This window comes from Microvirga sp. 17 mud 1-3 (assembly GCF_003151255.1).
In the GTDB taxonomy this organism is placed as follows: Bacteria; Pseudomonadota; Alphaproteobacteria; order Rhizobiales; family Beijerinckiaceae; genus Microvirga.
In genome coordinates this window covers 695,419-719,151 of the sequence record NZ_CP029481.1, presented here as the reverse complement: position 1 = coordinate 719,151, position 23,733 = coordinate 695,419, and the positions used below count along the sequence as shown (strand labels likewise).

The 23,733-nt window shown below is 56.1% G+C and carries 20 protein-coding genes and 1 pseudogene; 8 read left to right on the top strand and 13 right to left on the bottom strand.

The genetic code is table 11. From position 1 onward, the window contains the following. Window positions 1–43: 43 nt before the first annotated feature. Together C4E04_RS03275 and C4E04_RS03270 are read left to right on the top strand one after the other, a co-directional pair. Window positions 44–1,567, top strand: a complete 1,524-nt coding sequence (locus tag C4E04_RS03275) for a serine hydrolase (RefSeq protein ID WP_109594925.1) — start codon at window positions 44–46, stop codon at window positions 1,565–1,567. Window positions 1,568–1,824: 257 nt separating this feature from the next. Then, window positions 1,825–2,718: a LysR family transcriptional regulator gene (locus C4E04_RS03270; RefSeq protein ID WP_109594923.1), complete on the top strand. Its 894-nt coding sequence runs from the start codon at window positions 1,825–1,827 to the stop codon at window positions 2,716–2,718. 206 nt (window positions 2,719–2,924) lie between these two features. On the opposite strand, the gene C4E04_RS03265 is transcribed toward C4E04_RS03270, so the two are convergent. The 3 genes from C4E04_RS03265 to C4E04_RS03255 all read right to left on the bottom strand — a co-directional run bounded on the left by C4E04_RS03265 (window position 2,925) and on the right by C4E04_RS03255 (window position 5,298). Beyond that, window positions 2,925–3,785: a protein-glutamate O-methyltransferase CheR gene (locus C4E04_RS03265; protein WP_109594921.1), complete on the bottom strand. Its 861-nt coding sequence runs from the start codon at window positions 3,783–3,785 to the stop codon at window positions 2,925–2,927. Further along, window positions 3,782–4,828, bottom strand: a complete 1,047-nt coding sequence (locus C4E04_RS03260; protein ID WP_109594919.1) for a chemotaxis response regulator protein-glutamate methylesterase — start codon at window positions 4,826–4,828, stop codon at window positions 3,782–3,784. The genes C4E04_RS03265 and C4E04_RS03260 overlap by 4 nt, the downstream gene beginning before the upstream one ends. 104 nt (window positions 4,829–4,932) lie before the next feature. Further along, the gene (locus C4E04_RS03255; protein ID WP_109594917.1) at window positions 4,933–5,298 is read right to left on the bottom strand and encodes a response regulator; all 366 of its coding nucleotides are present in this window, start codon (window positions 5,296–5,298) and stop codon (window positions 4,933–4,935) included. 238 nt (window positions 5,299–5,536) lie between these two features. Between C4E04_RS03255 and C4E04_RS03250 the strand changes: the two genes are divergently transcribed. Continuing rightward, a complete protein-coding gene (locus C4E04_RS03250; protein ID WP_371682030.1) occupies window positions 5,537–7,300 on the top strand; it encodes a methyl-accepting chemotaxis protein in 1,764 nt (587 codons plus the stop codon). Window positions 7,301–7,388: 88 nt separating this feature from the next. Here C4E04_RS03250 and C4E04_RS03245 read toward each other — a convergent pair whose 3' ends face one another. The 6 genes from C4E04_RS03245 to argE all read right to left on the bottom strand — a co-directional run bounded on the left by C4E04_RS03245 (window position 7,389) and on the right by argE (window position 14,384). Continuing rightward, entirely contained in the window at window positions 7,389–8,393 is a 1,005-nt protein-coding gene (locus C4E04_RS03245) for an ABC transporter ATP-binding protein (protein ID WP_162559254.1), read from the bottom strand. Beyond that, window positions 8,390–9,382 (bottom strand): ABC transporter ATP-binding protein, encoded by a 993-nt coding sequence (locus tag C4E04_RS03240; RefSeq protein WP_109594915.1) that lies wholly within the window; start codon window positions 9,380–9,382, stop codon window positions 8,390–8,392. The genes C4E04_RS03245 and C4E04_RS03240 overlap by 4 nt, the downstream gene beginning before the upstream one ends. Window positions 9,383–9,394: 12 nt before the next feature. Beyond that, entirely contained in the window at window positions 9,395–10,351 is a 957-nt protein-coding gene (locus C4E04_RS03235) for an ABC transporter permease (RefSeq protein ID WP_109594913.1), read from the bottom strand. A gap of 11 nt (window positions 10,352–10,362) precedes the next feature. Then, entirely contained in the window at window positions 10,363–11,343 is a 981-nt protein-coding gene (locus C4E04_RS03230; protein WP_109594911.1) for an ABC transporter permease, read from the bottom strand. Window positions 11,344–11,450: 107 nt separating this feature from the next. Further along, the gene (locus C4E04_RS03225) at window positions 11,451–13,046 is read right to left on the bottom strand and encodes an ABC transporter substrate-binding protein (protein WP_109594909.1); all 1,596 of its coding nucleotides are present in this window, start codon (window positions 13,044–13,046) and stop codon (window positions 11,451–11,453) included. A gap of 153 nt (window positions 13,047–13,199) precedes the next feature. Continuing rightward, on the bottom strand, window positions 13,200–14,384 hold the full coding sequence (gene argE / locus C4E04_RS03220; RefSeq protein WP_245416219.1) for an acetylornithine deacetylase: 1,185 nt from the start codon (window positions 14,382–14,384) through the stop codon (window positions 13,200–13,202). An 86-nt stretch (window positions 14,385–14,470) separates the two neighbouring features. Here argE and C4E04_RS03215 point away from each other — a divergent pair, with 86 nt between their 5' ends. The 3 genes from C4E04_RS03215 to C4E04_RS03205 are packed head-to-tail and all read left to right on the top strand — an operon-like array spanning window position 14,471 to window position 16,662. Next, window positions 14,471–14,878, top strand: coding sequence for a Rid family detoxifying hydrolase (locus C4E04_RS03215; RefSeq protein ID WP_245416218.1), 408 nt, complete (start codon window positions 14,471–14,473; stop codon window positions 14,876–14,878). A 13-nt stretch (window positions 14,879–14,891) separates the two neighbouring features. Further along, window positions 14,892–15,863, top strand: coding sequence for a threonine/serine dehydratase (locus C4E04_RS03210; RefSeq protein WP_109594907.1), 972 nt, complete (start codon window positions 14,892–14,894; stop codon window positions 15,861–15,863). A 34-nt stretch (window positions 15,864–15,897) separates the two neighbouring features. After that, window positions 15,898–16,662: an LOG family protein gene (locus C4E04_RS03205; protein ID WP_109594905.1), complete on the top strand. Its 765-nt coding sequence runs from the start codon at window positions 15,898–15,900 to the stop codon at window positions 16,660–16,662. Between the two features lie 125 nt (window positions 16,663–16,787). Here the strand turns inward: C4E04_RS03205 and C4E04_RS03200 are convergent, their stop codons facing one another. The 3 genes and pseudogenes from C4E04_RS03200 to C4E04_RS21130 all read right to left on the bottom strand — a co-directional run. Continuing rightward, window positions 16,788–17,558, bottom strand: a complete 771-nt coding sequence (locus tag C4E04_RS03200) for an SDR family oxidoreductase (RefSeq protein WP_109594903.1) — start codon at window positions 17,556–17,558, stop codon at window positions 16,788–16,790. Between the two features lie 3 nt (window positions 17,559–17,561). Continuing rightward, on the bottom strand, window positions 17,562–18,485 hold the full coding sequence (locus tag C4E04_RS03195) for a dihydrodipicolinate synthase family protein (protein ID WP_109594901.1): 924 nt from the start codon (window positions 18,483–18,485) through the stop codon (window positions 17,562–17,564). A gap of 439 nt (window positions 18,486–18,924) precedes the next feature. Continuing rightward, window positions 18,925–19,092: pseudogene (locus tag C4E04_RS21130) on the bottom strand (plasmid stabilization protein); the annotation flags it as partial. A 179-nt stretch (window positions 19,093–19,271) separates the two neighbouring features. Between C4E04_RS21130 and C4E04_RS03190 the strand changes: the two are divergent. Together C4E04_RS03190 and C4E04_RS03185 are read left to right on the top strand one after the other, a co-directional pair. Next, window positions 19,272–19,826, top strand: coding sequence for a peroxiredoxin (locus tag C4E04_RS03190; protein ID WP_109594898.1), 555 nt, complete (start codon window positions 19,272–19,274; stop codon window positions 19,824–19,826). A gap of 8 nt (window positions 19,827–19,834) precedes the next feature. Continuing rightward, on the top strand, window positions 19,835–20,380 hold the full coding sequence (locus C4E04_RS03185) for a carboxymuconolactone decarboxylase family protein (protein ID WP_109594896.1): 546 nt from the start codon (window positions 19,835–19,837) through the stop codon (window positions 20,378–20,380). Between the two features lie 532 nt (window positions 20,381–20,912). Here C4E04_RS03185 and ppc read toward each other — a convergent pair. Further along, window positions 20,913–23,681: a phosphoenolpyruvate carboxylase gene (gene ppc, locus C4E04_RS03175; RefSeq protein WP_210204597.1), complete on the bottom strand. Its 2,769-nt coding sequence runs from the start codon at window positions 23,679–23,681 to the stop codon at window positions 20,913–20,915. Between the last annotated feature and the right edge of the window lie 52 nt (window positions 23,682–23,733).

Below are 23,733 nucleotides of genomic sequence, written 5' to 3'. Positions count from 1 at the left end.
GATTCATCTAAGCCTTCCATCTCCTTCAGCTCAGGAACTGATGATGTCTGTTGCTTCGACCGATTTGCACTGGTCTTCGGCTCAGGAAGCTGCCGCCCATATCACCGACATGTGGGCTCGGGAGGAAGGTCCCGGCGGGGCAATCGTGCTCTTCGACGCGAAAGACATCAAGATTGAAGCCTGCGGTGGCCTTGAGAGCCTGGCAACAGGCACGCCATTCTCTAGCGGCAGTGTCGTGCGATATGCATCAATCACTAAACATATCTTTGCCGCAATGGCATTAAGCCACGGAAGCAAGCTCACCCTTGAAGATCGCCTAGGGACCCATTTACCCAATTTGCGCAGCCCCATGGCCGATGTCACCGTCGGGCGGGCTCTTGACATGACCGGCGGTCTGCCTGATGTGCGCGATACATTGTCCTTGCTGGGCCTATCCGTCTATACGGCGACGGACGCACAGCCGATCCTGGAGTTTCTCTATAGCTTAGGAAGTGTGAACTTTCCGGCTGGACACGAAATTTCCTATTCCAATACAGGCTACCGCCTCGTCGAAGCCGCCCTGAAGAACAAAGGACTGCTTTTCGACGAGCTGATCCAGGAGAGCACCTCACGGCCGCTCGGGATCGCTCTTCGAGCTCCTGAACGATGGTTCGACCCCGTACCCGGCTTGGTACCGGGATATTGGCGATCCAAAGAGGGTTGGCAGCTTGGGACAGCGGGCCTGCACCTCTCAGCCTCCGGCAGCCTGACGGGCAGTGCGCGCGATTTGGCGATTTGGCTACAGGCGCTTCTAGGCAACAGAGGCCCCGGGGCAGGTTGGCTGGAGCGGCTCTCTGCGCCGCGATTCCTCGCCGATGGACGGGCAACCCGCTATGGGCTTGGGCTCGCTTGGTCACAAATCGGCACCAACTGGCTCGTCGGCCATGGCGGCTCGCACGCCGGCTATAAGAACTATTTTCTTCTCGATCCTCAGCGCAATATCGGTATCGTCATTGTATCTAACCGCGAGGACACTGCACCGTCGAGTTTAGCACTCCAGGTTATGGCGTCGCTTCTTGGGCACGCTTTGCCATCGCGCAGCATCTCAATTCCGAACGGCCTGTACGCGACAGACAGTGGCCCATTCTGGCTTGAGATGAAGGATGGTGTTGCAACCTTCCTTGGTGCAGGAGAAACTCTCTACCAAGGGGAGGATGGATGGTCAGTCTCGCTTTCAGCCCACATGCCGATGCGCCTGCGCTGGACAGGAAATGCTATCGAGGGTGAGGTTGGACATGTTGCCCGCCGCTTCTTCCCTGTTCAGCCTGATGACTGCCTGTCATACGCCCAGGGTCACTGGATATGCCCGGCCTATCATTCGGATTTCACGATCAGGGGCGACAAACTGGAGATGGGCGTCGGTCCTGCAAGAACGAGCGCCGCTCTCTCACCGCTTGGAGGCAAGCGACTTCTCATGGATGGCATGGATGGCCCGTGGACGAAACGCTCAAGTCTCGTCTTCGATGGCAATCATATCGCGCTTTTCCTGAACAGGAGCCGAGTAATCCAGTTTGAGCGCGCTACATAAGGCCAGCGAGAACACCTTGCTTATAACGTAGCATTTGTACTGATGTCCTCGATTTATCGCGAGTTCTGGTCGCAGTAAGGTCCATTCAACATTCTAGCGCGCGCGTTCGTTATATCATTTTATGTCCGCGCTTAATGGCCCGATCTTGCTTGCCAGAGTGACTTGGATAGTGTGCTGCTGTCACCACGACATAGTTTGCTGTCGATGCTCCGCCTCGACAACGCGAAAGCGTGCATTGGTCACACTTGGAGCCCAACATGGAGATCAAGTGGCTTGAGGATTTCATCAGCCTCGCAAACACGTTGAGCTTCTCCCGATCAGCTGAAGAGCGTCATGTCACGCAATCCGCCTTCAGCCGACGCATCAAGCAGCTTGAAGCGTGGCTTGGCGTCCCTCTTGTCGATCGCGCCACCTATCCGGCTCATCTTACCCAGGCAGGCCAGGACTTTCTTCCGGTTGCGCGGGAAGCCGTGACCAGCCTTAATCGAACCCGCAATGAGATTCGCGAAAGCCAGGGCATCAGAGCAAATACCCTGAGCTTTGCTGCGCTCCATACTCTGTCGATCACCTTTTATCCACGCTGGCTTCGAAGCCTTGAGCCACGCTTTGGCACTCTTTCAACTCGCCTGAGCGCCGATAACAGCAGCATGGAAGGCTTTGTAAACTCTCTCATCGAAGGGGAAAGCGACTTCCTTCTTATCTATGCCCATCCTGACGTTCCCATCATGATCGACGAGACCCGCTTCATGTATCGAACCTTAGGCCAGGAGAACATCATCCCCGTCTCAGCGCCAGATGCTGAAGGTCGCCCACTTCATCGAATCGATGAGTTCTGCAATCCAGTTCACTACCTGGCCTATGGTCCTGGGGCTTTCTTCGGCCATGCATTGACGAGTCTGTTCGAGCATCGTCCCTTGGAGCGCATCCAAGTTTATGAAAACACTATGTCTGAAGGTCTGAAGGCAATGGCGCTATGCGGCTGGGGTCTTGCCTGGATCCCCGAGAGTATTCTCGGAGATGACCTTGTCGCAGGCCGCATCGTTCGCGCTGGAGATCCGTCCTGGGACCTCAGTGTCGACATTCGTATCTATCGCTTCCTTGCAAACGAGCGCCCGATTGTCAGACGATTTTGGGATGTGCTCGACACCTGATATCGCTAAGGCTTAGCTGCCTGAGAAAATCTATAAGATCCGAAACTGTGGGCGAAACTTCGTTCAAATATCGCGTATCGCTCTGGAGCATTAGTGCTCCAAAGGGAAATGGCAGAGTCAGACAACAAGTTCTGCAAACGGCTGAGGATAGCCCGCGCGCTAAGAGCGAATGGCAAGAAATCCTCAGCCCAGACGATACCGGAAGCCTAGCGAGACATGGCGAGCGCTGGCGTCAGCACATTCTGACCCACCTTTTCCGGGCTCTTTCCATAAAGACCTCGATGAGAAGCATCGGGCTGGAAAGCATCTGTAAGACCAAGCACTGTTTCGGCCGCCCCCAAGATCAAGGAGCCATCTGGCGCCAAAACATGGGAGATGCGCTTGAGTACATCACTCTTTGTGGGGCTATCGAAATAGATCAGTACGTTCCGGCAGTAAATGATATCAAAAGCACCGAAATGTTTGAAATCTTTAATGAGGTTGAGCTGCTTAAACTCGACCTTCGATCGCATTTTCGCTGAAATCTGCCACTGGTCTCCGACCTGTGTAAAGTGCTTCAATAACAACTGTATCGGCAGCCCCCGCTGAACCTCAAACTGGTTGTAGAGTCCAGCCCTGGCTTTGGACAACACATCATTCGATATATCCGTCGCAAGGATGTCGATCTTCCAACCAGCAAGGCGTGGCGCAGCCTCTTCAAGAAGCATCGCAAGAGAATAAGGTTCCTGACCTGTCGACGCAGCTGCGCACCAGATTCGGAGATGCCGAACGTTACTTCTGGAACTTAGATAGCGCGGCAGCAAGACATCCTTAAATAGGTCAAAAGGACCTTTGTCACGAAAGAAGAAGGTCTCGTTCGTCGTCATTGCTTCAATGACGGCATTCTCCAATGCGAGGTTTCGCCCGCCTCGAACAGCTTTCACTAGTTCGGTCAGATCGGCGACACCAAAACTTCTGCAAATGGCGGCCAAGCGGCTTTCCACAAGGTAGCGCTTCTCTTGAGGAAGTGCGAGCCCGGAGCGGGCCTTCAAGAAAGCTCGGAGATATTCGAAATCAGGCTCGTTCATGAGGAGAGACCTGTGATGTAATTTTTTAGCGTAGGGCCGATTGCCTCAAGAGGAAGGACCTCCTGCGCCAGTCCTGCTTTTACGATGCTTCCTGGCATTCCCCAGACGATGCTTGTGCTCTCGTCCTGAGCAATGACGGCCCCTCCAGCATTGGCGACCAAGCGCGCACCATGCGTTCCGTCGGAGCCCATCCCGGTCAACACGACCGCGAGGGCTGCGCCGCCGTAGATTGCCGCAGCATCGCGAAAGAGCACATCGACAGCGGGCCGACAGAAATTGACGGGCGCAGTGTCATCAAGACGGACGATAGGACCATTCCGGCTGGCCAGGAGCCCCATGTGCCGCCCTCCTGGAGCGACGAAAACGACACCTGGCTGGATAAGCTCTCCATCCAGCGGCTCACGCGCATGTACACCTGTTTGCCCTCTAAGATGCTCGGCAAAGACGCTCGTGAACATAGCCGGCATATGCTGGACGATTAGGATCGGGACTTGTTTGATTGCTGGACCAAGCCCCACAAGGACCCGCTCGACCGCACGCGGGCCGCCCGTCGATGCTCCGATCAGGAGGCACTCTGGACGCGTTCCTATAGGCTTCCTCGGAAGTTTCGGCTGCTGTGACGTGGCGACTGCAGTGTTCTCAGCCCCTCTGCTCTTTCTGGAAGCGAGCGCGTTAAGCTTATCTATCAGTTCCTTTCGAAATTCATCCACAGCAGCAGACTGCCGCTGCCCACCCGGCTTGGCCAGGTAGTCCGCAGCTCCCAAAGAAAGGCACTTGAGAGAGATTTGAGCATTACGCTGTGTAAGGGTCGAGACAACGACAACCTTCACCCCCGGGCGGCGCTTCAATAACAAGGGTAACGCATCGACCCCATCCATCTCGGGCATTTCGAGATCGAGGAGAACGATGTCGGGATCAAAGCGATCGAGTGCTTCAAGCGCAAGACGTCCATTGGACGCTGTCGTGACGACATCGAATTCTCCGGCTTCTGTAAGCCAGCGTGTCACAAGCCCTCGAACAACCGCGCTATCATCGACAACCATGACACGTGTTCGCGCCCGCCCTGGCTGGGAACTTATCTGAGCTGCAACTGGTAGCGGCATTATCAAAGCCTAACATCTGAAAATATTCGAACCGCTCGCTGAGATTACACGAGACCGACTTCTTGCAGCTTTGCAGCGACAATATCTTTGTCAAATGGCTTCATGATATACTCATCTGCACCTGCCTGCAGAGCGCGTGTAATGTGCGCGATGTCATTCTCCGTCGTGCAGAACAGAACCTTAGGCTTCTCTCCGCCCGGGGCTTGGCGCAAGTGCGTTAAGAACTCATACCCGTTCATTACGGGCATATTCCAATCCAGAAGCACAACGTCGGGCATACCATCCCTACATACGGAGAGTGCAATCTCGCCATTCTCTGCCTCTGTAATGGTAAATGCGAGTTCCTCTAGGATACGGCGCGCAACCTTACGAATAACGGCTGAATCATCGACTATTAGGCAATGTTTCACGGGCTAGGCTTCTCAATAAGTGGATAACGAGCTCGCTCGAGTCTCTGGCCAGGAACTCCCTAGAAGCTCCTTCCTCAAGGTCAACCAATAGAGGCAAAGCCATCTATAAACCGTTAATTACCACGCCAATACATGCATAAAGCGCCCATGCAAACCCGCGTTCGTTTCCATCATGCAAAGAGGCGGTCCCCAAATTATTCTAAACACAGCTTTCAATAGAGGTTTTCGCTTGGGAGACTTGGCCATCAAAGGCGAATGCGAGCATTTATTCACATATAATTTACAACTTGGTTCGTTAGCTTTCCATGTCAATTCCTTCTCGGGCAGCGCAATGAAAATCCGCACGAAGATATTTGCTCTTATTGGAGCACTCAGCTTGGTAACCGCCAGCATCGCAGCAGTCAGCATCGATACGCTTCAGGGTTTCAATACAGCGCTTGAAGACAGCAAGGCGGCTTCGGCAAGAACTCTTTACAGTGAGCGCCTGAACCGTCTTGTCACCGCAGTCGTTATGGATGCCAGAGGAATCTATGCCGCGAAGGATACGACCGAGGCTCAGCAATACGCGAAGGGTGTTGTAACCTTTTTAGAGGAAATTGACAGGCTTCTTGAGCAATGGGGCCCTCTCGTTCCCGCCGCCGACAAACCCCACTTTGAACAAGTAAAAAGAGACGCAGCGGAGTTTAAGAGGTTTAGGACGGAAACCGTTCGTTTAGGTACTCAGGTTTCGCCGGAGGCTGCAGCCGAGCAGGGATTCAATGAGGGGAATAGAGCCAACCGCAAGGCCTTTCAGCAGGCCATAGATAACATCACCAAGAGGAGCAACGACGGCCTCTCGGCAATCAATAACAATGCGCGCGAGTCCTATACTCAACATCTTACACTTCTTATCAGCCTAACCCTGATTGGCGTCATCGGCAGCATGGTCGTCGGCGGAATGATGGGCTATTTACAGATCTCTCGTCCTCTTCAAGCGGTTACAGATGCTATTCGGAGGCTCGCGTCAGGAGATTTTCGCCTTCCTAATGTGAAACACGGGACGGACGAAGTTGGTGAGATTTGGCGCGCCATGTTGGTGTTCTCATCCGCGATGTCGGAGGCTGAGGAGATCAAACGGAACCAGGCGCATGTCGACGAAATGGCAGCTCAGAGACGGCATGCTGAAATGGTCACGCTTGCCAATAGCTTTGAAGGCAGCATTGGCAGCCTAGTACAGCATCTGTCTGCTGCAGCCCAAGAGATGGAAGTAACAGCACAGTCCATGGCCTCAATGGCTCACCAAGCCCATCAACAGTCGAGTATCGTGACTCAGGCCTCAGAGGAGACCTCTTCTAATGTCCAGGCCGTTGCTGCCGCGACGGAAGAACTGGCTGCATCTGCGGGCGAGATCGGCACGCAGGTTCTGCAATCGTCTCACATCGCGTCCGCTGCGGTCGAGAAGGCACGCGTAACGAATGAGCGTGTTGAAGCGCTGGCTGCAAGCGCACAAAAAATTGGGGACGTTGTTGCCCTTATCAGCAATGTTGCAAGCCAGACCAATCTCCTCGCTCTTAATGCTACGATCGAAGCAGCCCGCGCCGGCGAGGCAGGAAAAGGGTTTGCTGTCGTTGCCTCCGAGGTAAAAGAACTTGCAAATCAGACCTCGAAGGCCACTGACGAAATCTCCCTCCAGATTTCTCGGATACAGCAGGATACTCAGGCTGCCGTCGCGGCGATCCGAGAGATCGGTTTGACGATCGAGGACATGCACCAAATAGCGACATCCGTATCGGCAGCGGCGGAGGAACAACAGGCAGCCACGCAGGAAATTGCCCGCTCCGTTAACGAAGCTGCTCGTGGAACGCGCGAAGTAACCGGCAATATCGTCCATATTCAGGATGCGGCGACACAGTCAGGCGCCGCGGCGGCTCAGGTTCTATCATCTGCAGGCGACCTCTCGCGGAGCTCCTCTGTTCTGAACCAGGAAGTGGAAGCTTTCCTAAGGAACGTTCGAGCTGCATAGTTCGCAATAAAGGCGGCTGCCGAACGTCAGCCGCCTTTGTCCGCCTCCACCGGACGGAGCGGATGTCTCTTCTATAGATGCCGCGACCCTATGCTGCAGCTGGAGAAGCGAGACGTCCTTCATGAACGGCATGGCAGGCAACACCATTGACAAGCGCTGGAGCCTCCCGACGGCACCTGTCATTGGCAAAGGGGCAACGTGGATTAAACGTGCAGCCACTTGGTGGATTGATAGGATTGGGGATTTCTCCACTTATCGGCACACGCTCACGTCCCGCCATGTCCATATCGGGCACCGCGTCGAGAAGCATTTGCGTGTAGGGGTGCTGCGGGCGAGAGAAGAGTTCTTGTCCTCCTGAAATCTCAACGATCCGTCCCAGATACATCACACCAATCCGCGTTGCCATGTGCTTCACAACAGCGAGATTATGACTAATAAAGAGGTATGTAAGCCCCAGACGATCCTGCAGATCTCGCATGAGATTGAGAATCTGGGCTTGCACGGAAACATCAAGGGCAGAGGTTGGCTCGTCGCAGACGATGAACTCTGCGTTTGACGCAAGAGCCCGCGCAATCGCAATTCTCTGTCGCTGCCCTCCGGAGAATTCATGCGGGAACTTCGTTCCATCAGCCGGATGAAGTCCAACCAACGACAGCAACTCGTTGGTTCGGGCGCGGATGTTGTTCTCCCCCTCAATGAGCCGAAAGGCTCGGATTGGCTCCGCGATGATCTCCGAGACTCGCCAGCGTGGATTGAGGCTGGCATACGGGTCCTGAAAGATCATTTGAATACGACGGCGCAATTTTTGACGCTCGTTACCTGCGGAACGTCCGATCATGGACACGCCATCGATCGACACGCTCCCGCCCGTCGGCGGGAGGAGACCAACGACCATGCGGGCAACTGTCGACTTCCCCGACCCCGATTCACCCACAAGGGCGAAGGTTTCTCCTCTCTGAAGTTGGAAAGACACTCCATCAACAGCCTTTAGAAATTGCTGTTCTCCACCCTCAAGGAGCCGGTTGAGCCAAGGCTTCGATACATCGAAAACCCGGTGCAGGTTCTTCACTTCGGCATAAGGCTTTTCGGTCACGCGACGGCCTCAACTGCAGCAGGGGCGGAATCGTAGAGATGGCAGGCGACAGGGTGCTTGCCACGCGAAATAGCCTCAGGTCGCTCCACTCGGCATCGATCAAACGCGAACTGGCAGCGTGGATTGAAAGAGCACCCTGCTGGGATCGCGGAAAGTCGCGGCATCGAGCCAGGGATCTGAGCTAAACGTAGTGCTTCACCACGAAGAGAGGGAATGGCTCCCATCAATCCTTGCGCATAGGGATGGAGCGGCTGCCGTACAACCTCTCGAACAGGACCGATTTCGGCAATGCGGCCGGCATACATCACCGCCACGCGATCTGCCGTTTCGGCGATTACACCCATATCATGCGTCACGAGCATGATAGCCGTGCCATGCTCGCGGCCGAGCTTTTTCAGGAGCGATATAATCTGGGCCTGAACTGATACATCGAGTGCTGTTGTCGGTTCGTCGGCGATGATGAGTTCAGGCTCTACGCAAAGTGCAAGTGCAATGACAACACGCTGCCGCATGCCTCCGGAGAACTCGTGAGGATAGCTGTCGATCCTTCGCTCAGGTGCAGGAATCCCAACCTCTGCCAGAAGATCTATCGCCCGTTTGCGAGCGCCGGATGCCGACAGAGGCATATGCGTCCTGATCGTCTCAACCAATTGCTCCCCGACTGTATAGAGCGGGTTGAGACTCGTCAGAGGGTCCTGGAAAATCATCCCTATCCGCTTGCCACGGATCCGACGCATTTCCTCAGGGGGCAAATTGTCGATTCGCCGGCCATCCAGGAGGATCTCCCCCCCTGCGATGCGACCTGGAGGATCGATCAGGCCGATTACGGCAGAACCGGTTACGGACTTGCCCGCGCCCGACTCACCGACTACTCCAAGGACTTCGCCTCGACCTATGTCAAACGAGATACCGTCGATGGCCTTGAGAATGCCGCGCCGGGTCACGAACTCAACGCGAAGGTCGCGAACGGAAAGAACAGGATCATCCATAACTTCGCCTCCCTAACGCAGCTTGGGATTGAGGGCATCGCGCAACCAATCGCCCAACAGATTGATGGCGAGAACTAGAGCCGCGAGAGCTATGCCCGGAAATGCAACGATCCACCACTCGCCGGAGAACAAATAGTTGTTCCCTATCCGGATTAAGGTTCCCAAGGATGGCATCGTCTCGGGCATTCCCGTGCCGAGGAAGGACAGCGTCGCTTCGGTAATTACCGCGAGAGCGAGATTGATCGTCGCAATGACAAGAACGGGGCCCGTCACGTTTGGAAGGATATGCTTGATCAGGATCGCGGGCGCCGGCAGTCCGATCAAGCGCGCTGCTGCAACATAATCTTTGTTCTTCTCTACCAGCACGGAGCCCCGCACCGTACGCGCGTACTGGACCCAGAAGCTCAACCCAATAGAGAATACCAGAACGGAAAGGATGGTCGTCGCATCGAGGTTTCCTCCCAGGACGGATTTAACCACACCATCGATGAGAAGCGCGATCAGGATGGCCGGAAACGTGAGCTGGACGTCCGCGACGCGCATGATCAACGTATCTGCGAGGCCACCAAAGTAGCCTGCAATCAGTCCCAGGCTGATCCCAAGCGTCGCCGAGAATGCGACTCCAAGGAAGCCGACCAGGAGCGAGATACGCAATCCGTATAGAATAGCAGAGAGAATATCTCGGCCCTGCTCGTCAGTTCCCAGCAAGAACGGCGCCTGTCCCTCTGCCTCCCATATGGGTGGAAGGCGACTGTTGAGCAGATCGAGTTCGGCCGGGTTGAACGGATTTTGCGGCGAGAGGATCCCTGCAAAAATCGCGGCTAGGAGAAAGATCAGCGTGAGTGCCGCTGCCGTCATGGTCAACTTCGAACGCCGGAAGCTTGCCCAAATATCGCTATCGAGAAGGCGCCCAATTCGAGAGGTTGGGAGGCTTTGAGCAGCAGAGGGTGCCTGCGTAGAAATCGTCATATCCGCCTCCGTTACGCTGGTTGACGAATGGTGGAGCGCAGGCGCGGGTCAACGACAGTATAAAGGATGTCGACAGCGAGGTTGATCAACACAAAGATCAACGCCACGAGCATCAGATAGGCTGCCATAATCGGGATATCGACATTCTGTACTGCCTGGACAAACAGGAGCCCCATTCCCGGCCACTGGAAGACGGTTTCCGTGATGATCGAGAATGCGATTACCGATCCCAGTTGAAGGCCGACGATCGTAATGACAGGGATCAAGGTGTTCTTTAGAGCATGACCGAAGTGAATCGCCCGCGTCGTGAGGCCACGGGCACGTGCGAATTTGATATAATCGGTTCGCAACACCTCCATCATCTCTGCACGCACAATACGCATGATGAGCGTCATCTGAAACAGACCAAGCGTGATCGATGGCATGATCAGCGCAAGAAGGCCCGTCGATGTCAGCAATCCTGTCGACCACCAGCCGATGCGAACGGTATCCCCTCGCCCATATGAGGGTAGCCAACCCAAGGTCACGGCAAAAAGATAGATCAGGAGGATGCCGATGAGAAACGTGGGCAGTGAGATGCCAATCAAGGAAACGGTCTGAAACAGCTTGGCAAGAGTACTATCCCTCTTCAGGCCCGAATAGACTCCCATCAGAATACCAAAAACGACAGCAAAGACCGTAGCACAAAACGCGAGTTCGAGAGTTGCCGGCATCCGTTCTGCCAGGAGGTCCGAAACTGGTTGCCGGAACTGGTAGGATACACCGAAGTCTCCTTGTACCGCCCCTCCAAGGTAGCGCGCGAACTGGATAGGCACAGGATCGTCCAGCCCAAGCGACCGACGCACCTCTTCGCGCTGAGCGGCCGGAGTATCGATCGATACGATTTGATTGACCGGATCTCCTGCGAACCGGAACATTGAAAAAGCAATGATGCCAACGGCGAGCAGGACGCCGATAGCCTGGAATATACGACGGACGATAAAAGCAAGCATTGGTAAAGCTCATGATCCCTTCAGCTGTGCATCGGACTGCACAGCTCGTGCCAAAAGCGTCCTGGGTGTCACAAAGCAACACCCAGGATCCCAGGTTCAAGAGCGCATCATTCCTTGTGTGCCCAATAGAGCAGCACGGAATTGTCGGCGCGCTGGCTGAGCTTCACCTTCTTCGAGACACCCCAGGACAGGGACTGCTGATGCAGCGGGATGTAGCCATAGTCCGCGGTCGTGATCTGGAACGCCTCCTTGATCAGCTGATCACGCTTGGCCTTATCGTTCTCGACAAGGATTTTGTCGGCAAGCTCATCGTGCTTCTTATTGCAGTAGTTGCCGAGATTTGACTCTCCACGCGAGGAGCTCTGATCGTCCCGACAGCCTTCGATGTCATAGAGCACGTTATGGCTGTCGAAAGTGCCCGGGGTCCATCCGAGGAGATAGAACGAGGTCTGATAATTTCCGGACTTCAGCACTTTGGCAAAGTACTGCGCCTTCGGCTGTGCCATGAGATTGACCTTCACGCCAACGCGGGCAAGCATTCCAACCACTGCCTGGCAAATTGCCTCGTCATTGACATAGCGGTCGTTCGGACAATCCATTCCGACCTCAAAGCCATTAGGATAGCCGGCCTCAGCCAGAAGCTTCTTGGAGGTGTCCGGATCGTATTTCGGGCGCTGAAAATCCTTCGAATAGGTGAAGAGTTCCGGCGCGATCATAAGGGCCGATGGCGTCGAAAGACCGCGCATGACTCTCGACTTGATGGTCTCGATATCGATGGCCTTGAAGAAAGCCTCACGAACCTTCGGATCCTTGAATGGATTCTTTCCCTTGACGTTGGAAAACAGCAACTCGTCGCGAGTTTGGTCAAATCCGAGGAAGATCGTGCGCAGTTCTGGACCGGTGAGAACCTGCGCATTGGGGCTGCTGTTGACACGCTGAATGTCCTGCAACGGGACTGGCTCGATGACATCGACTTCACCTGACAGGAGAGCCGCCACCCGCGTTGCATCAGAATTGATCGGCGTGAAAACGATTTCGTCCAGATTGTGCTCGACCTTGCCCCACCAATCCGGATTCTTCTTGAAGACAGTCTTCACACCCGGCTGGTGACTTTCGATCTTAAACGGCCCCGTGCCATTGGCATTGAGTGAGGAATAGCTAGGACTTGTAGCAGCGGCCGGTGTCGGTGCGGCCGTGTTGTTGGCCTCGCTCCACTCCTTGTCCATGATGTACCATGTATCCCACTGGTAATTCAGGATCGGATTGGGCTTCTTGAGTTTTACATCGACCGTGTAGTCATCAACTTTGACGAATTCGGCATCGCTCGGCACCCGCGTCTGGAAGTTGGACCCTTGGGCGCGAACCCGATTGGCCGAGAAGACCACATCGTCTGCTGTGAAAGGATTGCCATTGTGAAACTTCACCCCTTTGCGAAGGAAGAAGCGCCAAGTCAGCCCGTCATCACTGACCTCCCATCGCTCTGCAAGACCCGGCTCAACCTTAAGGTCGCGTCCGCGTTTGGTCAGTCCCTCGTAGATATGGCCCAGATGAGCATTGGTCGTGGTCTCGTTAAGAGTGTAGGGGTCGAGAGACTTAAGGTCTCCCTGGTTCGCATATCGGAGCGTTACGGCCATGGCCGGCAGCGCCGTTCCTACAAGAAGGGCGGCGGCGGCAGCCGCAAGAATTTTGGCTCGGATCGTCATCTCTGTTGGTTCTCCACTGGAAGTCCCGCGTCGTTGCGCGATGTTTTATGGGTTGGAAGCCTGGCTTTATGCCGATCTTGCCTCCTCCGAACGGGAGGTTACCCAGGGAATAGGGCTACGGTCTAGTCCCTGTCTTCTTTAGTGCGTCGCCGATCAGGCCGCGAGTTCCGAGATAAGGCGCCGAAGCAGGCGCTCTCCGGCCTCTAGCTCGCTGATCTCTATGAATTCATCGGGTTGGTGGGCCTGCGCGATATCTCCAGGGCCACAGACGACAGTCGACCAGCCGTTCGCCTGGAAGAGACCGGCTTCTGTGCCATAGGCGACCACGTGCGTAGCATTATCGCCAGTTAGGCGCCGCATCAGTCCCTCCGCCTGCCCATCCTCCTCCGGGCTCAGGCCCGGAACCTCGGACACCACCTCGACCTCGACGCCGGCTGCCGGAGCAATCGCCTTCATGCGAGGCTCGATGATCTCTTTGATATATTCCCTATACCGCTCCACGTATTGCCAGGGGTTCTCCGTCGGGATGGCTCGTATATCCGTAAAAAACCAAGCGGAAGATGAAACGATGTTCGCCGCACTGCCCCCCTCCATCACTCCACAATGTAGCGTGGAATAAGGAGGCTCGAAGGGATTTTCAGGGTCTGCCTCCTGCCGGTTGCGCTCCATGATATCCTCGAGCCAGACGACCAGCCGTGCTGCGTTCATGACCGCACTGACGCCTTGGTCCACCCGGCTCGAATGAACCGCATGCCCAGCAAGCCGCGTCCGCAGTTGGACGGAGGCCTTGTGGCCTGTAACGACGCAGTGACGCGTCGGCTCTCCCACAATCACGGCGGCGGGTGTGGGGATTGTCTCGGCCATTGCTCTGACCATGGATGGAGCCCCCCTGCAGGCAAGCTCTTCGTCATAGGACAAAGCAAGATGAATGGGGCGCTTCAGATTAGCCGCGAGCATGTCCGGGACAAGCGCCAGAGCCAGGGCATTAAACCCCTTCATATCCGTGGTCCCGCGCCCGTAGAGGCGCCCGTCTCGATCTGTCAGCGTCCAAGGATTCGTTGTCCAGACTTGCCCCTCTACAGGCACAACATCGGTGTGCCCGGAGAGCACGACGCCACCTTCGACCTTAGGTCCTATCGTTGCATAAAGGTTGGCCTTGTCTCCCTCGGGACTGTGAACAAGGTTGCTGTCGACGCCATGGCTCTGAAGCCACTCTTGGACGAAATTGATGAGATCGAGATTGCTGACGGTCGAGACACTGGGAAAAGCGACCAGACGGGCAAGCATCTCGCGAGGTGACAGAGACATGCGGCAGACCTCCTTCAAGGAAGCCAGCATCGTGCCCGCTCCCCTCAATGGTCAAGCCTCCTGCATTCGTGAGGTCGCGATGCGTCCTGGATTGACGAAGTCCAAATCATACGACCATGATCCGCCATCTTTCTGGACCCGCCATGACTCTCACCCAAATTCTGACAGACCGAGCCCCTCGCCCGATGGGCCCTTACTCCCAAGCCGTACGACTCGGCGACATGATTTTCGTGTCCGGGCAACTCCCTCTCGATGAACGCGGGAACCTGATCGGGTCCGGCGACATCCGGATTCAGACGAAGGCCGTACTTGAAAATCTGGGTACAATTCTCAAAGAGGCCGGCAGTTCTTTGGAGAAAGTCGCCAAGACCACAGTTTTTCTCGCAAACTTGGATGATTTTGTCGCCATGAACGAGGTCTATGCCCACATGTTCTCGTCGCCTTATCCGGCTCGGTCGACCGTAGAGGTTTCACGTTTCCCAGGGCATATTCTCATCGAGATCGATTGTATCGCCCTTGCGTAGAGAGGACAGATTAATGGAGAGGTTTGACGTTGCACTTTCCGATGTCGAGGCTGCCCGCGGACGAATTTCCGGGCGTGTAAGGCGGACTCCCGCTTTCGATAGTCAAGAGGTCGCTACACGCCTCGGCCGCCGTGCAGCTCTCAAGTTGGAGGCTCTGCAAATTGCAGGCTCTTTTAAAGTCCGAGGAGTTCTCAATAAGATACTGTGCTTGAGCGATACCGAGCGCCAGAAGGGCCTCGTGACCGTGTCAGGGGGCAATCACGCCATCGCACTTGCGTATGTGGCCGGCACACTTGGGATGAAAGCGCTCATCCTCATGTCGAAGGCCACACCGCGCTTCAATATTGATCTGACAACGCGCTACGGTGCTGCGATAGAGCTTTGTGAAGATGCGGCGGAGGCCTTTGCCAAAGCGGAAGCTTATGCAAACGACGGCATGCTATTTATTCATCCTTATGACGACCCGGCAATTATCGCCGGCCACGGCACACTCGGCCTTGAATTTCTCGAGGATACACCAGACCTCACTCATGTGTTCGTGTCGATCGGCGGAGGCGGCTTCATGTCCGGTGTGGCTACTGCTCTCAAGGCAAAGCGGCCAGACCTCACAATATACGGCGTAGAGACGACAGGTGCCCCGACGATGACCGAGGCTTTGAAGGCCAATGCGCCCGTCACCATCCATGCCACCTCCATAGCCCGGACACTAGGCGCCCCCTTCGCTACGCACCGGACATTGTCCGCCGCAAAGCAGTTTTTGCAGGACATTATCCTTGTCGAGGACAGACCTGTCGTCGAAGATCTGACTTGGCTCCTTCAGACTGAAAAGGTCCTGTGCGAGCCAGCAGCCGCCTGCGTCCTGACTGCCGCTGCGAAAGTCGCACCCTCCCTTCCGAAAGACTCCGTGATCGGACTTGTGCTTTGCGGTTCGAACGTCTCGCTTGATGACCTCAAGTCTTGGCGAAAGTCGATGCTTCAAGTCTAGTCGGCTAGACTCCGGCATTAGGAAGGAGACGATCATGGATGACGAGAACGCTTCGAACGCTGCTCAAATCGCATCGCCGTCATACAGGCTTCCTGCGCTCGACCAGGACTTCCTTCTTGGCGACGATATGCGAGGCGTCCGTTTCCAGTTGGAATACGCCAAGGCAGAGCATTTTCTGCGTGCATGGGGCGTCCGCTCGACCATCGTTGTTTTCGGCAGCGCTCGCGTTCGAGAGAATGGACCAGGGCGCCAGGGCTTTTGGTATGAGCAGACCCGGTCATTTGCGGCTATTGCTTCCCAAAGAGGCGGAGCTCTTACGGTAGGAAACGGTGTTCGCGACAACGTCATTGCCACGGGAGGCGGCCCAGGTCTTATGGAAGCCGCAAACCGAGGGGCGGCAGACGTGGGAGCGCCATCAATCGGGTTCAATATCACTCTACCGCACGAACAGGGCCCCAATCCCTATTCAACGCCGGAGCTGACATTCCGATTTCATTATTTCGCAATGCGTAAGATGCACTTGGCCATGCGAGCCAATGCCCTTGTGGTCTTCCCAGGTGGTTTCGGAACACTCGATGAGTTATTCGAAATTCTAAACTTACGTCAGACAGGCAAGGCTCCCCCCCTGCCCATTGTACTGTTTGATAAGGAATATTGGACTCACATCATTAATTTCCCTGCTCTGATCGAGCACGGAATGACGGACCCTTTCGATCACGAGCTTATGGACTTCGCAGACGATGCAGAGGAGGTTTGGCAGAAGCTCGTTCGGGGCGGGTTGCGTCTTTCGCGCGAATGATTGGGAAATAGTTACCTGCAACAAGCAAGGTCAACGACGCGATAGCGCGTCGTCTTCGATAGAAGCCGTCGAAGGTAATAACTCCGGCGGCTTCTGGATTGGGCTAAGATGAACAGCGTCAGAGATCAAGTGCAGGAGATCTGGCCGCCATCCACACGCAGGATGGATCCTGTCACGAACGAAGCCCTCTCGCTGGCGAGGAAGACTGCCGCTGCGCCAAACTCCGAAATTTCTCCATAGCGCCCAGCCGGAATCCCGGCCCGCGCAGCTGCAGCAACATCCTCGACCGATCGCCCCGTACGCTCCGCATTGGCGGCATCGAGTTGCTTCAGCCGATCAGTCGCGATCCGTCCGGGAGCAATTGCATTGACGGTAATGCCGAATGCAGCAACCTCGCTGGCAAGAGTTTTGCCCCAGCCGACGAGTGCCGGACGGATCGCATTGGAGATAGCAAGGTTCGGTATTGGCTGGATCACGCCCGATGAGATCACGGAGATAATTCGACCGAACTTGCGCTCAATCATCCCAGGCAGCAAATGATCGGTCAGCCGAACCAAGTTGACGAACATGGCTTCGAAAGAGTTTCGCCATTGCTCTGACGAAACACCCTGCGCCTTTCCGGGTGGTGGTCCACCGCTGTTTAAGACCAGTACATCGACACCACCCAATGCGGATACAGCATCCCTTGCCAACGCATCGACCTGGTCAACGTTTCCCGTATCACAAACGAGAGGGATGGCACCGATCTTGTCAGCGGCCGACGTCGAGCCCTCCATGGTGCGGCTTGCGATGGCAACGCGAGCCCCCTCCTCTGCTAACCCCTGCGCGATTCCGAAACCCAGTCCCTTGCTGGCACCGAGCACAAGTGCACGTTTCCCTCTGAGATTCGTTTCCATGTTTTAGGCTCCCTCGTGCGGGCGCTCAATGCGCTCCATCATCCAGTTAATATCGGCGATTGTTTCAGGAGTGAGCCTCGGTGCGGGTTTACGCAGCGCTGCCGATGCGATGATGCCACGCTTCTGGAGCACATACTTGCGCACGGACAACCCGACACCGGGCTGAGTTTCATATCGAACGAGCGGCATGTGTCTGTCAAAGAGATCATGCGCTTCTCGGCGCTTACCCTGTCGCATCAGGTTGACGACGCCCACGAGCATCTCCGGATAGGCATATCCCGTCATTGCCCCGTCGGCTCCTCTTTCCATCTCGAAAGGAAGAAAAAGGCCTCCATTTCCGCAGAGGATCGATACCCGACGCACTTGACCGGCCTCAGTGGCCCGACGCAGGGTCGTAATCTTGTCGAGACCAGGCCAATCCTCATGCTTAAGCATGACGCATGATGGGTTTTGCTCGATAATACGCATGATGACCTGAGGCGTCATGACAACGCCGGTGACCAGAGGATAATCCTGAATCACGAAAGGCGTTTCCGGACCGACGGCCTCAGCCGCATCGGCATAATAGGACACAATCTGATCGTCCGTCCGAAGATGGGCTGGTGGGGCGATCATGACTCCAGCTGCGCCGGCATCCATGACTTTGCGTGACAAAGCCGACATAGCGGCAAAGCCAGCAGCAGATACACCGACTACGACCGGGACGCGTCCTGCAACCCTTGCGATCACCTGCTTGGCAAAGGAAAGTGCTTCCTCCGCAGCCAGTTTCGGAGCCTCGCCCATGATCCCAAGGATGGTAAGACCAGTCGCGCCTGCAGCCAGGAAGGCTTCCACCATTGTGTCGGTCGACCCGGTATCGAGACTGCCGTCATTGTGGAAAGGCGTAGGACAAATCACGAAGACTCCGGCAGCGGAACTCGTAAGCAAGGCATTCTCCTGGGAAGCGGGGACCGCACAACGGTGGGAAGCCCCTATCTGAGATGGATAGGAGTTCCAGATAATGCCGCATTATCACGCAGATGAAAGCCCCTATAGGACTCGGAGAGCGGCCTTAGACGGCAGAAAATTGGGTACCGAACCGCAAGTCAAACCGTCTGGGCTCCATCCTGCAGTTTGGCAGCCGTCCGAAGCTTTCCGCCTATGGCTTAGCAAGCAGCACCGCTAACGGCCGGACATACGGCAAGCTCACCCGCTAGCTCGCATGAAGCGATCCAAGGATTGCGCCATATCCCGGCACCACAGCATTTTGCTTGGTGCTAGCGTCTAAAGGACGAAGACCAGCCCGTGCTGGCGGGGCAGTCGATCGGGACCGCCCGTGCCATGCATACTTTCTAGTTCTCGTGAACCGAGATTATCTCCGTCAGCTTCGGCCGGAGCCGCCCTTCTTGCCGCCACCCGAATCCTTATTCACTGTCGCCCAGGCTCTACGCTCCGCTTCCTTCTCGGGCACACCCCGGTCTTCATACGATTCCTCGATATGTTGGGCTTGGCGCTTCTGCTTATCCGTATAAGCCGACTTGTCACCACGGGGCATCATATTTCTCCTGTCTGATCAATGCCTTGCAAGCCGTGCCTCCAAGGCATCCTCTTTTCTCTCAACGGGGTCGCGGCCCCTTCAGTTCCTGTTCGGCCCTTTTTCAGACAGCCCTGTTGACCTTTTGGCGAGGCTTTTGCATCACTGCGCCGCAACATTCCACTTTAGGAGAATTTCCGATGCTGGGTATCGGCCAGAAGCTGCCTGCCTTTTCCATCACCGGCGTGAAGCCGAAGTTCAACAACCATGTCGAAAATGGCGAGAGCGCCTTCGAGGCCCTTACGGAGGCAAGCTTCCCGGGCAAGTGGAAGATTATCTTTTTCTATCCGAAGGACTTCACCTTCGTCTGCCCTACTGAGATTGCGGAATTCGCCCGTCTGGCCGGTGAGTTCGACGATCGTGATGCCGTTGTTCTAGGCGGATCGACCGACAATGAGTTCGTTAAGCTGGCTTGGCGCCGTGATCACCGGGATCTTGATAAGCTCCCAATCTGGCAGTTTGCCGATACGAACGGGTCGCTCGTCGATGGTCTGGGTGTACGAGCACCTGATGGGGTTGCCTACCGCTATACCTTCATTGTCGATCCCGACAATACGATCCAGCACGTCTATGCGACCAATCTCAATGTCGGCCGCAATCCCAAGGATACCTTGCGTGTGCTCGATGCCCTGCAGACAGACGAGCTCTGCCCCTGCAACCGCGAGGTTGGCGGCGACACGCTGAAGGCTGCTTAAGGTTTCACATGTCCATCGAAAGCCTCAAAGAAAAGCTGCCGGCCTTTGCGAAGGACGTGCGCCTGAACCTGTCTGCCCTTGCGACAGACGACAGCCTTTCGCCCCAGCGGAAGTACGGCCTCCTCGTCGCCTGCGGCCTTGCCACCCGGAACCCAGTGGTGGCGCAAGCACTTGAGGAAGAGGCCAAGGCGCATTTGTCGCCACAGGCCCTCGATGCGGCCCGGGCGGCCGCATCGATTATGGCGATGAATAATGTCTATTATCGGTTCGTGCACCTTGCCTCCAACAAGGAGTACGGCACGATGCCGGCGCGGCTGCGCATGAACGTGATCGGCAATCCTGGGGTGGACAAGATCGATTTCGAACTCTGGTCCCTTGCCGTCTCGGCTATCAACGGTTGCGGTCTGTGCATCGACAGCCACGAAAAAGTTCTTCGGGACGCCGGTGTCGGCGCCGCCGAGGTTCACACAGCCGTGCGTTTTGCGGCCGTGATCCAGTCAACGGCAGTGGCGCTGGAAGCAGCGGGTCATCCATCCCTGATAGCTGCAGAATAACCTTTGCCGACATGCGGAGCCGGAACTCCGGCTCCGCATGTCGCGGCTGAGATTTTTCGATTTGTTATATTATTTTACAAGCAAATGATAATCGTGCTGGTTTTCCAGCATCATATTTGCGCACACTGAAAATCAGGACCTTTTTCCGGCCTGCACAGGGTTGAAAACCCAATGGCGGCTTCTTAAACGAAAGGCTTACCGTCCTATTGGAGAGCTTGGCCGTGGCTGGTCCTGTACGAACGCGCCGGTTATTTAGGTTCGATGTGTCGGCGGTTCATGATGAGTATGAGCTCGCTTTCGAGGATTTCGCTGGACGCCGCACGAAACTTGTTCTGACGGCGGATCAGCTTCGGGACTTGACAGTCCGTCTCTCCGAACTGACTGAGACGGAAGACCGCGGTGTTTCTTTCTCGAAGAGCAGTCGCAAGGCTAAGGGCTGAGGCTCCTCGAACAAATCGTCAATCTCTTCCCATCCAGCGGATCAAGCCGCCCTGATAAGACGCAGCGTCCTGATTTGCTTTGACGGATGCGGTCAGCCGCTGTTGCGCAGGCCGGCCGCCACGCCGTTGATAGAGAGGTGGATCCCCTGGACAACACGCTCATCTGCATCTCCTGCACGATGGCGTTTCAGGAGTTCGACTTGGAGATGGTTCAGCGGATCGAGATAGGGAAAGCGGTTTCTGATTGAACGAGCCAGCAGAGGATTTCGGTCCAGCAGACCATTCTGACCCGTGATGGCGAGGAGCTGTCCAATAGAATCTTCCCATTCCTGCCGGAGTCTGGGGAAGATCGCCTTCCTCAGTTCCTCGTCCTCAACGAGCTTGGCATAGCGTGAAGCGATCGCGATGTTGCTCTTGGCAAGGACCATGTCCATGTTCGAGAGAAGAGTTTCGAAAAATGGCCATTTGCGGTGCATCTCCTGCAAGAGCGAAAGGCCTGTATCGGGATGGTTCTTGAGCCAGGCATTGACCGCCGAGCCAAATCCATACCACCCTGGAAGCATCAGGCGGCATTGCGCCCAGCCGAACACCCACGGGATAGCTCGCAGATCCTCGATACGACGTGAATTCGTCCGCGAGGCAGGACGGCTTCCGATATTCAGATTGGCGATCTCACCGATGACCGTCGATTCCCAAAAATAGCGCTCGAAGCCCTCTGTCTCGTAAACCAGGTTGCGGTACGCTTGGTAGGCGCTGGCGGAGAGCTCCTCCATTGCCTTCAGATACTCGTCGCGCGGAGCGGGGGTGCCGGAATGCAGGAGGCTTGCCTCCAAAGTCGCAGATGCAAGAATCTCGAGATTGCGCCGTCCGAGGTCGGGATTGGAGTACTTGCCCGCAATCACCTCCCCCTGCTCCGTGATGCGGATCGCCCCCTGAACAGCACCGCCTGGCTGCGCAAGAATGGCCTGATAGCTTGGACCGCCACCACGTCCGACGGAACCTCCACGTCCGTGGAAGAGACGCAGGGCCACGCCATGGCGCGCGAAAATCTCGACGAGCGTGATCTCCGCCTTATAGAGCTCCCATCCGGAGGTGAGGAAACCGCCATCCTTGTTGCTGTCGGAGTAACCCAGCATCACTTCCTGTATTTGGCCCCGGCTGCGCAGGAAGCGCATGTAATCCGGCATGGAGAACAAAGCATCCATCACTTTTCCGCATTGGCGTAGGTCTTCGATCGTTTCGAAGAGCGGAACGATGTTGATGCTCATCTCGCCATCCCGACTCCTGAGGAGACCTGCCTCCTTGAGGAGCAGTGCGACTTCAAGGACATCCGAGGGGTCGCTAGCCTTCGAGATGACGTAATTAGGGACCGATATGCGTCCATAGAGGCCATGAGCCTTGGCAGCCTCTCGGACAATGGCAAGCTCCGACATAGTGTCCGGAGAATAAGCCAAATAGGGGGACGTTAGCGGTCGCGACGTGCGAAGCTCCCTGAGAAGGAGTTCTACACGGTCCGCCTCCGACAACTGCATATAGGCGGTCCCGGGGTTGGCCTGCTCGAAAAGCTCCGCAACGACGCGTTCATGAACATCGGCATTCTGCCTCAGGTCGAGGCTGGCGAGATGGAAACCGAACACATCCACGGCACGGCGAAGCGTGCGCAATCGTCCACGGGCGAGTGCATCCGATCCATGAGACGTGAGAGAGCGATGAAGAATCGAAAGATCACCTGCAAGTTCTTCCGCGTTGGCATAGGCAGGAACCTCCGCGACGGGGTGATAGACAACCTCGCCAAATCCCAATGCCTTTGCGGTCGCTGCGAGCCGTGCATAAATGCCGGAGATCGCCCGGCGATACGGCTCGTCCTGCCGGTGAGGAGAATGGTCCGGCGACATCTCAACGAGCTTCTGCAGCTGGTCGGAGACATTCACATAGCGGCCATCCAAGGACAGCTCGCTCCCAAGCAGATGAATCTCCTCCAGGTAAAAGCCAATTGCCTGCTTGCTCTGGAGAAGCAGGGCCTGACGCAGGACATCTGCCGTAACGAAGGGGTTCCCGTCCCGGTCCCCTCCTATCCAGCTTCCCATGCGCAGGAAGGACGGTAGCTCGATCTTCGACCAGGCAGAGTCCATCCCGGCGAGCAGATCTTCCAGATGAGCGTAGAAGCGGGGCAATTCCTGGAAGAAGGTATAGTCGTAGTAAGAGAGACCGTTAGCCACCTCGTCGATGACCTTGAGCCTGGTCCGGCGTAAAATGCTGGTCTGCCAAAGGGTCAGAATAGCGCGGCGCATGGCCTCCTCACACGCGACGGTCTCCTCCGGGGTCAGGTGCTGGCGGTCGCGCTGTGCCAGGATCTGTGACACCTCCATTTCACGGTCGATGGTACTCTTGCGCCTCACCTCGGTAGGATGGGCCGTGAGGACGGGGCAGACCAGGGCGGAGGCGAAGAAGCGTTGCAGTTCCTCCGAGGAAATTCCGGCCTCTCGGACGAGCTCCAGCGCCCTGGCGATCGTTCCCTCTCGGGGCGCGGATTCAGCCATGGCATGGGCCCGGGATCGACGCACATGGTGCTGGTCCTCCGCGAGATTGGCGAGATGGGAGAAGTAACTGTAGGCCCTGATGATCTGGTTCGTCCGACCATGGGACAGACTGTTCAGGATCGTCTCAAGCTCTTGCCGGGCGGCTGCATCTTCATCCCGATGGAAGCGGATCGAGGTTTGCCGGATGTGTTCGACCACATCGAACACCGCCTCACCCTCCTGTTCACGGATGGTATCCCCCAGGAGACGCCCCAGGAGGCGGATATCCTCACGGAGCGGCAGATCCTTATCGGGGGTCATGTCAGGAGCGGATTGAGACATGGCCAGGGCCTCGCTTTGGGCTCAGTTTTGCTGCAGTGCAAATAAAGCCCGC

What these genes read in the sequence shown, in the direction of transcription:
- C4E04_RS03265 (WP_109594921.1), bottom strand. Translation starts at nt 3,785, where the DNA reads ATGAACGAGCCTGATTTCGAATATCTCCGAGCTTTCTTGAAGGCCCGC.
- C4E04_RS03270 (WP_109594923.1), top strand. Translation starts at nt 1,825, where the DNA reads ATGGAGATCAAGTGGCTTGAGGATTTCATCAGCCTCGCAAACACGTTG.
- C4E04_RS03235 (WP_109594913.1), bottom strand. Translation starts at nt 10,351, where the DNA reads ATGACGATTTCTACGCAGGCACCCTCTGCTGCTCAAAGCCTCCCAACC.
- C4E04_RS03190 (WP_109594898.1), top strand. Translation starts at nt 19,272, where the DNA reads ATGCTGGGTATCGGCCAGAAGCTGCCTGCCTTTTCCATCACCGGCGTG.
- C4E04_RS03240 (WP_109594915.1), bottom strand. Translation starts at nt 9,382, where the DNA reads ATGGATGATCCTGTTCTTTCCGTTCGCGACCTTCGCGTTGAGTTCGTG.
- C4E04_RS03210 (WP_109594907.1), top strand. Translation starts at nt 14,892, where the DNA reads ATGGAGAGGTTTGACGTTGCACTTTCCGATGTCGAGGCTGCCCGCGGA.
- C4E04_RS03260 (WP_109594919.1), bottom strand. Translation starts at nt 4,828, where the DNA reads ATGGTTGTCGATGATAGCGCGGTTGTTCGAGGGCTTGTGACACGCTGG.
- ppc (WP_210204597.1), bottom strand. Translation starts at nt 23,681, where the DNA reads ATGTCTCAATCCGCTCCTGACATGACCCCCGATAAGGATCTGCCGCTC.
- C4E04_RS03225 (WP_109594909.1), bottom strand. Translation starts at nt 13,046, where the DNA reads ATGACGATCCGAGCCAAAATTCTTGCGGCTGCCGCCGCCGCCCTTCTT.
- C4E04_RS03185 (WP_109594896.1), top strand. Translation starts at nt 19,835, where the DNA reads ATGTCCATCGAAAGCCTCAAAGAAAAGCTGCCGGCCTTTGCGAAGGAC.
- C4E04_RS03275 (WP_109594925.1), top strand. Translation starts at nt 44, where the DNA reads ATGTCTGTTGCTTCGACCGATTTGCACTGGTCTTCGGCTCAGGAAGCT.
- C4E04_RS03230 (WP_109594911.1), bottom strand. Translation starts at nt 11,343, where the DNA reads ATGCTTGCTTTTATCGTCCGTCGTATATTCCAGGCTATCGGCGTCCTG.
- argE (WP_245416219.1), bottom strand. Translation starts at nt 14,384, where the DNA reads ATGCTGGCTTCCTTGAAGGAGGTCTGCCGCATGTCTCTGTCACCTCGC.
- C4E04_RS03200 (WP_109594903.1), bottom strand. Translation starts at nt 17,558, where the DNA reads ATGGAAACGAATCTCAGAGGGAAACGTGCACTTGTGCTCGGTGCCAGC.
- C4E04_RS03215 (WP_245416218.1), top strand. Translation starts at nt 14,471, where the DNA reads ATGATCCGCCATCTTTCTGGACCCGCCATGACTCTCACCCAAATTCTG.
- C4E04_RS03205 (WP_109594905.1), top strand. Translation starts at nt 15,898, where the DNA reads ATGGATGACGAGAACGCTTCGAACGCTGCTCAAATCGCATCGCCGTCA.